This window comes from Xanthomonas sp. WHRI 6108 (assembly GCF_040202385.2).
Lineage (GTDB): Bacteria > Pseudomonadota > Gammaproteobacteria > Xanthomonadales > Xanthomonadaceae > Xanthomonas > Xanthomonas arboricola.
On sequence record NZ_CP168198.1, the window covers coordinates 225,028 to 237,443 of the forward strand.

10 protein-coding genes are annotated in these 12,416 nt (G+C 67.9%); 8 read left to right on the forward strand and 2 right to left on the reverse strand.

Translation table 11 applies throughout. The annotated features are described in order from the left end of the window. Positions 1-3 precede the first annotated feature (3 nt). The 7 genes from ABQ039_RS00905 (at position 4) to ABQ039_RS00935 (ending at position 8,888) form a co-directional block, all read left to right on the forward strand. Positions 4-576: a YceI family protein gene (locus ABQ039_RS00905; RefSeq protein WP_024939492.1), complete on the forward strand. Its 573-nt coding sequence runs from the start codon at positions 4-6 to the stop codon at positions 574-576. Further along, a complete protein-coding gene (locus ABQ039_RS00910; protein ID WP_026064751.1) occupies positions 573-2,594 on the forward strand; it encodes a phospholipase D family protein in 2,022 nt (673 codons plus the stop codon). Before ABQ039_RS00905 ends, ABQ039_RS00910 begins: the two co-directional genes overlap by 4 nt. A gap of 277 nt (positions 2,595-2,871) precedes the next feature. Next, the gene (locus ABQ039_RS00915; protein ID WP_184380777.1) at positions 2,872-3,300 is read left to right on the forward strand and encodes a hotdog fold thioesterase; all 429 of its coding nucleotides are present in this window, start codon (positions 2,872-2,874) and stop codon (positions 3,298-3,300) included. 21 nt (positions 3,301-3,321) lie between these two features. Further along, positions 3,322-4,221 (forward strand): 1-acyl-sn-glycerol-3-phosphate acyltransferase, encoded by a 900-nt coding sequence (locus ABQ039_RS00920; protein WP_180969535.1) that lies wholly within the window; start codon positions 3,322-3,324, stop codon positions 4,219-4,221. Positions 4,222-4,284: 63 nt separating this feature from the next. Next, complete coding sequence (locus ABQ039_RS00925; protein WP_024939488.1) at positions 4,285-5,271, forward strand: YheT family hydrolase; 987 nt, start codon at positions 4,285-4,287, stop codon at positions 5,269-5,271. Positions 5,272-5,329: 58 nt separating this feature from the next. Continuing rightward, the gene (locus ABQ039_RS00930) at positions 5,330-7,402 is read left to right on the forward strand and encodes a tetratricopeptide repeat protein (protein ID WP_167708191.1); all 2,073 of its coding nucleotides are present in this window, start codon (positions 5,330-5,332) and stop codon (positions 7,400-7,402) included. Between the two features lie 874 nt (positions 7,403-8,276). Then, on the forward strand, positions 8,277-8,888 hold the full coding sequence (locus ABQ039_RS00935; RefSeq protein ID WP_005912167.1) for a YbhB/YbcL family Raf kinase inhibitor-like protein: 612 nt from the start codon (positions 8,277-8,279) through the stop codon (positions 8,886-8,888). A gap of 105 nt (positions 8,889-8,993) precedes the next feature. Here the strand turns inward: ABQ039_RS00935 and ABQ039_RS00940 are convergent, their stop codons facing one another. Then, the gene (locus tag ABQ039_RS00940) at positions 8,994-9,806 is read right to left on the reverse strand and encodes an META domain-containing protein (RefSeq protein WP_349778250.1); all 813 of its coding nucleotides are present in this window, start codon (positions 9,804-9,806) and stop codon (positions 8,994-8,996) included. Positions 9,807-9,942: 136 nt separating this feature from the next. Further along, a complete protein-coding gene (locus tag ABQ039_RS00945; RefSeq protein WP_047124532.1) occupies positions 9,943-10,737 on the reverse strand; it encodes an undecaprenyl-diphosphate phosphatase in 795 nt (264 codons plus the stop codon). Between the two features lie 221 nt (positions 10,738-10,958). On the opposite strand from ABQ039_RS00945, the gene glnA reads away from it, so the two are divergent. Beyond that, complete coding sequence (glnA, locus tag ABQ039_RS00950) at positions 10,959-12,368, forward strand: type I glutamate--ammonia ligase (protein WP_349778249.1); 1,410 nt, start codon at positions 10,959-10,961, stop codon at positions 12,366-12,368. Positions 12,369-12,416: the final 48 nt, after the last annotated feature.

Consider the following 12,416-nt stretch of genomic DNA (forward strand, 5'->3'; position numbering starts at 1 on the left):
TCCGTGTCATCGTCGCTGCGCTGGTTTGCCTGGCTCGCGCTCTGGGTCGCTCTTCCCTGCATGGCGCAGCAGAAGCTGCATTCCATCGATCCGGTGCAATCGCGCTTCGGGTTCGAGATCAGGACGCGCTTCGGCATGAAGATCGAGGGGTTCTTCCCGCGTTTTCGGGGTGAATTGGCGGAATTGCCTGACGGGCGCCAGCAGGTGCGTTTCCGTCTGGACGCCACGCAGGTGGAAATTCCCGGCAAGGACCGCTACACGGCGTGGATGCGCGGCGAGGATTTTTTCGACGTCGCGCAGTATCCGGTGGTGGAATTCGAGTCGTTTCCCTATACCGCGGAGGTGGTGAAGAAGGGCGGCGACATCACCGGCAACCTGACCATTCGCGGAATCACCCACATCGAGACCCTGCACGTGGTGCCGGCTGAATGCGCGCGGCCGGGCTATGATTGCGATGTAATCAGTCGAGGTACGGTCCTGCGTGGACGTTACGGAATGAATGCGTGGCAGATGGCCCTGGGCGACAGGGTGACGTTCATTCTGCGTGGGCGGTTGCAGGAGGCGCGGCGCCCGTGAGGTTCCTGTTGAGGGTGCTTGTGCTGGCAACGCTGTTGCTCGGCACCGGATGCGCCGGCCTGTCGCAAATCGAACGCAACCGTGCCGCCGGGGTGGCGGCCGCTGCCCGCAGCACCGTGGTCAGCTGCACGCAGGCCAATCGTTGCGCCCAGCTCTCGCCATTGCGCGCGCTGGGTGGCGAGGCGATCACCGCCTCCACGCCGGCCGCGCCGCGGCATTACGCCACCATCGTCGATCACGGCGAAGAATCGCTGGTGGCGCGGCTCAACCTGATCCGCAGCGCCACCCGCAGCATCGACCTGCAGACCTACATCTTCGACAAGGACGACAGCGCGCGGATGGTGCTGGATGCGCTGACCGATGCGGCGCAGCGCGGGGTCAAGGTGCGCATCCTGATCGATCAGCTTTCGGCGATCGCCGATCTGCAGATTCTCGGTGCGCTGGCCAGCACCCACGAAAACCTGCAGCTGCGCATCTACAACCCGACCTTCGGCAAGGTCAAACTCAATTACTTCGACTATGCCGGCAGCGTGGTGTGCTGTTTCCGTCGCTTCAACCAGCGCATGCACAACAAGCTGCTGGTGGTGGACGACGTGCTCGGCGTGGTCGGCGGCCGCAATTACCAGGACGACTATTACGACTGGGACAGCGAGTACAACTTCCGCGACCGCGACGTGATCCTGGCCGGGCCGGAAGTACGCGCGATGGCCGCCAATTTCGATGCGTTCTGGCGCGCGCGCCGCAGCGTGCCGGCCGAACGTCTGAACGATGTCGGGCGCCTGCTGCTGGAGCAGGGCGCGCCCAAGATGCCGCCGGCCACGTTCCGCCGCCCCGATCGGGTGGAGCGGGTCGATCAGGAGGCGCGCGATCCGCAGTTCGTGCGCGATGCGTTCGTGACCCCGGCCATGCCGGTGCAGCGTGTGCTGTATGTGGCCGACCTGCCGCAGAAGCACCGCAAGGAGCACGCCGCCAAGGCGGTGTCCACCGCGCCGGAACTCGACGGCCTGATTGCCGGCGCGCAGCAGGAAGTGCTGCTGCAGACCCCGTATCTGGTGTTGTCCGACGAGGCGCAGGCGATCTTCCGCGCATTGCGCCAGCGCCCGCAGCCGCCGCGGATCGTGGTGTCGACCAATAGCCTGGCCGCCACCGACAACCCGATCGTGTATGCGCTGTCGTACAAGTTCAAACGCCGCAACATGCGCGAGCTGGGCTTCAACGTCTACGAGTTCAAGCCGTTCCCGCTGAACGCGCCGGTGGAGTACGCCAACCTGGTGCCCGATCCACTCAACCCTGCGGCGGCCGAGCCGGCCGAAGACGATGGTCGGGTCAACCGCGTGATCGGCGGCAGTGCGGCCGGCAATGCCATGCGTGGCAGTGGTGGCGGTGGCGGTGGCACGGCCGGCACTGCGATCCGCGGCAGCGGGGGGGGCGCAGGCCGTGCGCCCGGCGGTAGCGAGGTCGATCGGCGCGTGTTGCGCACCGAGACACGCCCCTCGTTCCTGGGCACGCGTGCGGTCAACAAGCCGCTGCCGGTGACCCGTGCCGGTGCACGCATGGGCCTGCATGCCAAGTCGTTGGTGGTGGACCGCCGCATCGGCGTGATCGGCACGCACAACTTCGATCCGCGCAGCGAGAACTACAACACCGAAGCGGCGGTGGTGATCGACGATGCGCGCTTTGCGCAGGCGCTGGCGGCCAGCATCGAGCGCGACATGGCGCCGGAAAACGCCTGGACCGTGGCCCCGCGCGAAAAGCCGCCGGTGCTGAGCGGATTGAACTACAGCGTGGGCAAGGTGTCCGAAGCCTTGCCGGTGCTGGATTTCTGGCCCTGGCGCTATGCCACCAATTACGAGTTCCAGCCGGGGCCGGGTTGCCCGTTCCCGCTCAAGCGCCAGGACCCGCAGTTCCGGCAGTGCTATGTGGCGGTAGGCGATTTCCCCGAGGTCAACGTCGGCCCGAAGTGGCTGCTGGTGCGGATGCTGACCGCCTTCGGTGCGGGATTGGTGCCGATCCTCTGATCGCAGCGGTGCCGGCCCGGGGCCGGCATCGAGACGGCGCGTGGCAACCGGTGCATCGTGGAGCGACGCACCGCTGCAATGGCGCGGTGCGCTGCGGTAGGGAAATGGGCGGCGCGCCACACACCGCCATCCGCCGAAGTCACCATCGCGGCCCGGCTCGTAGCGCCAGCCAAAGGCAGTTGCATCAGATCCCAGCGCCGCAGATGCTGTCCCGATTCCCGATTCCCGATTCCCGATTCCCGATTCCCGATTCCCCCCAATCCCCAATCCCCAGCCTATGACCTTCCGCGAACCCGTCGACCTGGCCGCCCTCAACGCCTCCAGCCGTGACACCTTGATCGAACATCTGGGCATCGTTTTCACCGCCGCCGGCGACGACTGGTTGAGCGCCACCATGCCGGTGGATGCGCGCACCAAGCAGCCATACGGCCTGCTGCACGGCGGTGCGTCGGTGGTGCTGGCCGAAACCCTGGGCAGCAGCGCCGGCAACCTGTGCGTGGACATGACCACCCAGATGTGCGTCGGGCTGGAGATCAATGCCAATCACCTGCGCGCCGCCACCGATGGCCTGGTCACCGGCACCGCGCGTGCGGTGCATGTGGGGCGCAGCACCCAGGTCTGGGACATCAGCATCGAAAATCCGGCCGGCAAGCGCGTCTGCGTCTCGCGGCTGACCCTGGCCGTGGTCCCGCGCAGCAATGGCTGAGCACGCCGTGCAAGTGCATGGGTGGAACAGCGCCACCCGCGGCGGGCACTGCGCGCAGGCCACGCTGCTGTCACAATAGTTGCGCTTCCTTCCCCTGGTACCGGTCCGGTTCCGTCAATGAGCGAGTCATCCCTGGACGCCACGCGCGACGCTGGCAGCGTGCTGCGTTGGTTCCGGTACCTGTATCGGGTGCCGTTGCTGCTGGTGCATCTGAGCATCTGCCTGCCGATCACCATGCTGTGCGTGGTGGCGCCGCCGCTGGCGCGCATCCGCACCGGGCGCGACGACACCCTGGACGAGCTGATGATCCGTTGGTGGCAGGGCAACCTGATGCGCATCTTCGGCTTCCGCCTGCGGCGCTTCGGCACCCCGCTGCCGGGCGCGACCCTGTTCGTGGCCAACCACGTCAGCTGGGTCGACATCTCGATGCTGCACAGCCAGCGCGTGATGGGCTTTGTGGCCAAGCGCGAGATCGCCGGCTGGCCGCTGGTCGGCTGGCTGGCGACCAAGGGCCAGACCATCTTCCATCAGCGCGGCAATACCGAATCGCTGGGCGGGGTGCTGCAGGAAATGCTGCTGCGCCTGCGCAGCGGCAAGCCGGTGGGTGTGTTCCCCGAAGGCCGCACCCGTGGCGGTACCGAAGTCGGCCCGTTCCACGCACGCATCTTCCAGGCCGCGGTCGAGGCCGGCGTGCCGGTGCAGCCGGTGGCACTGCGCTACGGCGAGCGCGGCAATGCGCAGGCAGTGGTGGCGTTCGGCGAGCGCGAGAGTTTCTTCGCCAATATCGTGCGTCTGCTCGGCGAGCCGTCGCGGCTGGCCGAGGTGCATTTTCTCGAGCCGATCCGCGCGCTGGATATCGAAGGCCGTCGCCGCCTGGCCGATACCTCGCGGCAACGCATCATTGCGGCAATGGAGTCCTGAGCCGACGATGCAAGCGCTCATCACTCCTGCGGCTGGCACCCCCTTGTCTGGCCCGATGAGCGCATGAACGCCTCCGACTATCTGCCGCCGCGCTGGCTGCGCAATCCGCATGTGCAATCGGTGCTGGGCAGCAGCGCCTTGCGCCGGCTCCGTAGCCGCCAGTTGCTGGCCGCCAGCGGCGCGGTCACCAGCGAACACATTCTCGACGGCGGCGACGGCGTGCGCCTGCAGGGCTGGATGAGCATCCCGCCCGGCGATGCCCCGGTGCGCGGCACGGTGCTGCTGCTGCACGGCTGGGAAGGCAGTGCCGAGTCCAATTACATGCGGCTGACCGCCGCGCGCCTGCTCGGCCTGGGCTATCAGGTGTTCCGGCTGAATTTCCGCGACCACGGCGGCACGCATCACCTCAATGTGGACCTGTTCCACTCCGATCGCATCGAGGAAGTGGTCAATGCGGCGGGCGATCTGTGGCGGCGGTTTCCCGCGCCGCAGTTGCTGGCGGCGGGCTATTCGCTGGGCGGCAATTTCGCGTTGCGGCTGGCGCTGCGGGCACCGGCGGCCGGGCTGCCGCTGGCGCGCGTGGCGGCGGTGTGCCCGTTGCTGGATCCGGCGGCGACCATGCTGCAGCTGGAGAAGGGCCCGCAGTTCTACGATTGGTATTTCCGCCGCAAGTGGCGCGAGTCGCTGCTGCGCAAGCGCAAGCTGTTCCCCGATCAGCACGGCTACGACGACGCCACGCTGGCGCTGGACATGCGCGGGCTGATGGCCTGGCTGGCCGAGCAGCACACCGGGCATGGCTCGCTGGAAGCGTATTTCGACAGTTATTCGATCGCCGGCGAGCGCCTGGCCGGCCTGCAGGTGCCGGTGGACATCCTGATGGCCGAAGACGACCCGGTCATTCCGTTCGAGGATTTCGCCGCCTGGCAGCTGCCGGCGCATGCGCAGCTGGAAATCGCGCGCTGGGGCGGCCACTGCGGCTTTCTGGAAAATGCCCGCGGCGATGGTTTCGCCGAACGCTGGGTGGCCGAGCGGCTGGCGGCGCAGGCGTAGGTCGGCGGCACCCCGCGCATCGTTACAATAGGCGTTTGTCCTGGACACGCCCTCCGCCATGCAAGACGCCATTCTTCAAGCCCTGCGCCGCAACGCGGCCGACGATGCGGTGGCGCTGGCCCGCGAGTGGGTCCTCAGCGCGCCCGAAAACGCCGCCACGCATCGCTGGCTGGGCCTGGCCCTGCAGCAGCAGGGTCAACCGGCGCTGGCGCTGGCCAGCATCGAAACCGCGCTGACGCTGACGCCGGAAGATGCCGATCTGCATCTGCTGCGCGCCGGCCTGCTGTTGGCGATGCGCGAGCTGTCGGCGGCGGACGACGCGTTGTCGCGCACCACCGCGCTCGACCCCAACCAGTTCAACGCCTACGTGATGCAGGCGCATCTGGCGGTGGCGCGCGGCGATCTGGACGAGGCGCAGCGGCTGAGCCGCACTGCCGCGCGTCTGGCGCCCGAGCACCCACAGTTGCTGGCCGTCGATGGCGTGGTGGAACTGCGCCGCGGCCAGGGCGAGCGCGCGCTGTCGCTGCTGACCCGCGCCGCCGAGCAACTGCCCGACGACCCGCGGGTGATGTTCGCGCTGGGCTTTGCGTATCTGCAGAAGGAGCATTTCGCGTTTGCCGAGCGCGCCTTCGAGCGCGTGGTCGAGCTCAATCCACCGGGTACGGCGCTGCGCGCCTTCATCGCTCAGCTGGCCCAGCGCCAGGGCCGCCTGGACGATGCGCTGGCCGCGATGCAGGGCGTGTTCGCCCAGCCCGGCGGCGATCTCCCGGCCATGCGCCGGCTCGCCGGCGAGATGGAATTGCAGGCCGGCCGCCCCGACCAGGCCGCCGCGCACCTGCGCCTGGCGCTGGCGCACTGGCCGGCCGACCGACGCACCTTGCATGCCTTGCTGACCGCCTGGGAGCGGCTGGGCGCGGTGGACGATGCGCGCGACACCCTGGACGCGGCGCTGGCCACCTCGGCCAATGCGCACGACCTGTGGCTGGCGCGGCTGGCGGTGGAGCCGGTCGGCGGGCCGCAGGCGCAGGCGGTGATCGAGCGCTGGCTGCTGGCCATGCCCGAGCATCTGCCGGCACTGGAAGCGCTGATGCGCGTGCACGACATGCAGGGCCATGCCGAACAGGCGGAGATGGTGGCGCGCCAGATCGTGGCGGTGGAGCCGGGCCGCCTCAGCGGCGAGCAACGCATCGTCGAGGCGCTGCTGGAGCGCGACCCGCCGGCGGCGATCGCCTGCGTGCAATCGCTGATCGACTCGCTGCCCGAGCCACAGCAGACCGTGCTGCGGCCGTGGCTGGGCAATGTGCAGGACCGCGCCGGCCAGCCCGAGGCGGCCGTGGCGACCTGGATGCAGTTCCAGCGCGAACAGGCCCAGCACCGCCTGCCGTTGCCGCCGCTGGCCGCCAAGCAGCCGATGCAATGGCCGGAGCTGGGGACCATTCCCGAGAGCGTGACGGCACGGCCGCTGTTCGTCTGGGGCACGCCCGGCTCGCATGTCGAACGCCTGGTCGCGGTGATGGGCGCGGCCACCCCGCTGGTGCGCGACGATCGTTATGGCAGCACGCCGCCGTCCGATGCGCTGCAGAGCTACCGCACTGTCGAGCAGCTGGCGTCCGGCGAGCTGGCGCCGATGGCGCTGGTGGAAGGCTGGAAGGCGCAGCTGCCGCGGCGCGGTATCGACGACGGCAACGTCATCGACTGGCTGCTGTGGTGGGACAACACCCTGCTGACCGCGCTGCGCCCGCACCTGCCCGAAGGCCGGCTGGCGATCGCGCTGCGCGACCCGCGCGACATGCTGCTGGACTGGCTGTCGGCCGGCGCGCCGGCACCGCTGGCCGTGCAATCGCCACAGCAGGCCGCCGACTGGCTGTTGACGGCGCTGGAACAGCTCGCCGTGCTGCACGAGCGCGATCTGTATCCGCACCGGATCATCCGCCTGGACGGCATCGAGAGCGACCCGCAAGGCATTTCCACCGCGCTGGAACAGGCGTTCGGCCTGCGCTTTCCGCTGGTCGAACCGCGCGGCCCGGCCCGCCTGGCCGCGGGTCGCTGGCGCAACTACCGCAATGTACTGGGCGCGCAATTCGATCTGCTCACGCTGATCGCGGTGCGCTTCGGTTACCCGCAGGACTGAGCACCGCTCAGCACGGCCGCGCTCACTGCCAGTTGTGCGCGGCCGGCGCCCGATGCGGCATGCCATCGGCGGCGCAGCTCGCACCACCCCGTAGGAGCGGACCCGGCCGCGACAAGGCGTTACCGATGACGCGGCCACCGACGATGCGTCGCCACCGAATGATGTGGCTTTACCGATAACGCCCCGTCGCGGCCAGGTCCGCTCCTACGAATCGGGGCAGATTGGCCGGCGAACGAATGTGGCGCTCTCTGCCCGGTGGGCGCAGCCGGCGCCCGGTGCGGCCTTCGGCGGCGCAGCCGCACCACCTCGTAGGAGCGGACCCGGCCGCGACGAGGCGTTACCGATGAACGCGGCCACCGACGATGCGTCGCCACCGAATGATGTGGCTTTACCGATAACGCCGCGTCGCGGCCAGGTCCGCTCCTACGAATCGGGGCAGGTTGGCCGGCGAACGAATGTGGCGCTCCCTGCCCGGTGGGCGCGGTCGGCGCCCGGGGCGGCCTTCGGCGGCGCAGCCCGCGCCACCCCGTAGGAGCGGCCCCGGCCGCGACGAAGCGTTACCGATGAACGCGGCCACCGACGATGCGTCGCCACCGAATAATGTGGCTTTACCGATAACGCCGCGTCGCGGCCGGGTCCGCTCCTACGCTCGGTGCGGATTGGCCGGCTGAATATGGCGCTCCCTGCTACGCGCACGCGGGCGCTGCAGTGTCCACGTTGCCGATGCATGATCACGCGGCCACGGCGTTCGCTGGCGGGGTGAACCGGCCGCGATAAACCCGGCCGGGCGCACCAGAGGGTTCCATGGCGATGGCTTCCTCTGCGGCGCGGACCCAGGCACCCTGGTCGGCCTCATTGCCTCGGAGACTCCTGCATGCGCCTGACCAGCAACAGCATCGAAAACGGCAAGCCCATCGCGGTGGAATTTGCCGCCGGAACGCCCGAAGGCTTTGCCCCCAACCGCAACCCGCATCTGGCCTGGAGCGAGGTGCCGCCCGGCACGCGCTCGTTCGCGCTGCTGTGCCTGGACCCGGATGTGCCGACCGTGCCGGAAACCGTGGGCCGCGACGATGTGCAGATTCCGGTCGATCAGCCACGCACCGATTTTGTGCATTGGGCCATGGCCGACATCCCCGCCGACGTGCATGAAATCGCCGCAGGCAGCTGCAGCGACGGTTTCGTGCCCAAGGGCAAGCAGCAGCCGGCCGGCCCGGCCGGTGCGCGCCAGGGCCTGAATTCGTATACCGAATGGTTTGCCGGCAATGCCGACATGGCCGGAAATTATCTGGGCTATGACGGCCCGTACCCGCCGTTCAACGACCTGCGGGTGCACCGCTATTTCTTTCGCGTGTTTGCGCTGGACGTGGCGCAGCTCAGCCTGCCCGAGACCTTCACCGCAGCCGATGTGCTGGCGGCGATCCAGGGCCACGTGCTGGCCGAGGCGGCGTTGCACGGCACCTACACGCTGAATCCGGCGCTGCGCTGACGGCAACGCACGGTCCTGCGCCACCGGTCAGGTCGGCGCAGGCCGGTTGCGGCCAATGGTGACCTGGTGCGGGCGGCGTCAATCGCACGATCGCCGCCACACCGGTCAACCGTTGGCTTCGATCATCTGCTCGAGCACGTACACCGGCGCGCCGTCCGTGCCTGCGGCGGCCGGGTAGCGGGTGACGCGCAGCAGGGTGCGGATGCCGGCCTCGTGCTCGAAGCCTTCGATCTTGCCCTCGAAGGCTTGCCAGGTCTGGGTGACAGGCTGCCCTGCCGCATCCTGCTCGCGCAGTTGCAGGCATTGGCGCGCTGGGTCGGACCCGCATGCCACGGTGTCGGCCGCCACTTCGATCAGCAGCGTCTGGCCGGGTCCACCGTAGCGGGTGTCGGCCGTGGCGACACCGCCGAACACCAGCCGGGTGCCGTCGCTGCGGGTCAGGGTCAGCTGCGGCGAGGTCTGCGCGGTGTTCAGCGCCACCGCAAAGCGGCCGGACAGCAACTCGCTGGCAGCGCGCTCCTGGGCCATCCGCCGCGGTTGCGCGCACAGGCGTTTGCTCGACACCACCCGGCCGATCTGCAAATGCGCCTGCGCCACGCTGTAATCGGCGCCCAATGCGTTGCAGGTCTGGCTGACCTGGATGCGGTGATCGCTGAAATCCAGCTGCAAGGATGGTGTGCCGGCGACGAACAGGCTGCGCAAGGCGGTGCCGTGCGCATCGCTGGCCTGCTGCAGCTGCCAGTGTTGCGCCCGCAACGCGGCCTGCAGTGGCGCGTAGTCGGCGGCGATCGAGCTGGTCGCCGCCGGCTCGGCGGCAGCGGCGTCGGCGCTGGATCCGGGCGCCTGCGGCGGCGCGCTCGACCCGCAGGCCGTCACGCCCGCTGCCAGCAGTGCAGGGGCAAACAACACGGCACGCATGCGGCGGCTCCCGGTGATCGATATGTCAGTGATACCGCCACCGCGCGGCCAGGGCAATGACGCAAGTCACTGCCCGGCCATGTGCCTCGCATGCCGCGCCGGCTCACCCGGCACGACACGCGACCGCGTGGCCGTCTCAGGCCAGCGCCGGCAGCCACAGCAGCAGGGCGGCGCCCAGCACGATGCGGTAGACCGCAAACACCGTGAAGCGGTGCTTCTTGATGTAGCCCAGCAACCACTTCACCACCACAAAGCCGGTGATGGTCGCCGCCACGAAGGCCACGGCCACATCGGCCCAGTTCTCGCTGCCGAAGCCGCCTTCCTTGTACATCTCCAGCAGGGCATACCCGCTGGCCGCGAACATGGTCGGGATGCCCACCATGAACACGAAATCTGCCGCCGCCGAGCGCTTGCTCAGACCCAGCAGCATGGCCAGGAAGATCGCCGAGGCCGAGCGCGAGGTGCCGGGGAACACGCCGGCGACGACCTGCGCCAGACCGACCGCGATGGCGACCTTCCAGGTCACCACGTCGCGCTCGGGCAGTTTGCCGGCGAAGTGCTCGGCCACCAGCATCCACAGCCCGCCGATCAGCAACGCCCAGGCTACCGGGTGCACGGTTTCCGGCAGCTGCCAGCCGGCCTTGCGCACGATCAGCCCGACCACCGCAGTGACCAGGAAGGCCACGCCGATCTTCAGCACGTAGTCGCGGTTGTCGCGCTGGCCCAGGCCGGTGGCCAGGGTCCACAGCTTCTGCCGCAGCGCCAGGCAGATCGCCAGGATCGCGCCGGCCTGGATGACGATGTTGAAGAAGTCAGAACGGCGTCCGAGCCATTGTTCGGCGATCAGCAGGTGGCCGGTGCTGGAGATCGGCAGGAATTCGGTGAGGCCTTCGAGAATGCCCAACAGCAGGGCGGAAATCAGATCGGACATCGGACTGAAGAGGGGATGGGGGAGGCGTCAGGATAGTGCATTGCGGCATGCACCATATCGGTGCAACATGCGATTGATTAGCACCTAAAAGGTGCTATGTAAGCGTGAGCGGCCTCAAGCGATGCAAGCAAAATCAAGGACTTGTGAAGATCCGGCGCTTGGCATGGTCCCTGCTGTAGTTCCGCTCACGAGCCACTTAACTCCTGCAGAGGTTTCTTCCGATGTCCGTGGAAAATGTTGAAAAGCTGATCAAGGACAGCAAGGTCGAGTTTGTCGACCTGCGCTTCGTCGATATGCGTGGTGTACAGCAGCACATCACCTTCCCGGCCAACATCATCGAGCCGGCGCTGTTCGAAGAAGGCAAGATGTTCGACGGCAGCTCGATCGCGGGTTGGAAGGGCATCAACGAGTCGGACATGGTCCTGCTCCCGGACGCCGGCACTGCGTATCTGGATCCGTTCTTCGCCGATCCGACCATCGTGCTGACCTGTGACATCCTCGATCCGGCCACCATGCAGAGCTATGAGCGCGACCCGCGCGGCATCGCCAAGCGTGCCGAGGCCTACCTGAAGTCCTCCGGCACCGCCGACCAGGCGTTCTTCGGCCCGGAGCCGGAATTCTTCATCTTCGATTCGGTGCGTTTTGCCAACGACATGGGCCACACCTTCTTCCAGGTCGGCTCGGAAGAGGCTGCCTGGAACACCGGCGCCAAGTACGACGGCGGCAACAGCGGCTACCGTCCGGGCGTGAAGGGTGGCTACTTCCCGGTCCCGCCGACCGACACGCTGCACGACCTGCGCGCGGAAATGATCAAGACGCTGGAACAGGTCGGCATCGAGACCGAGGTGCACCACCACGAAGTGGCCACCGCCGGCCAGTGCGAGATCGGCACCAAGTTCAGCTCGCTGGTGCAGAAGGCCGACGAACTGCTGACGATGAAGTACATCATCAAGAACGTTGCCTACCGCAACGGCAAGACCGCGACCTTCATGCCCAAGCCCATCGTGGGCGACAACGGCTCGGGCATGCACGTGCACCAGTCGCTGACCAAGGGCGGCGTCAACCTGTTCTCCGGCGACGGCTACGGCGGCCTGTCGCAGATGGCGCTGTGGTACATCGGCGGCATCTTCAAGCACGCACGTGCGATCAACGCCTTCTCCAACTCCGGCACCAACAGCTACAAGCGCCTGGTTCCGGGCTTCGAGGCGCCGGTGATGCTGGCCTATTCGGCCCGCAACCGCTCGGCCTCGTGCCGCATTCCGTGGGTCACCAACCCGAAGGCGCGCCGTATCGAAATGCGCTTCCCCGATCCGTTGCAGTCCGGCTACCTGACCTTCACCGCGCTGATGATGGCCGGCCTGGACGGCATCAAGAACCAGATCGACCCGGGCGCGCCGAGCGACAAGGACCTGTACGACCTGCCGCCGGAAGAAGAGAAGCTGATCCCGCAGGTCTGCTCCAGCCTGGATCAGGCGCTGGAAGCGCTGGACAAGGACCGCGAGTTCCTCAAGGCCGGCGGCGTGATGAGCGACGACTTCATCGACGGCTACATCGCGCTGAAGATGCAGGAAGTCACCAAGTTCCGTGCTGCGACCCACCCGTTGGAGTACCAGCTGTACTACGGCAACTGAGTTCCACCGCGGTGATGGCGGAGGCCCCCCCTCCCACCTCCGCCATCG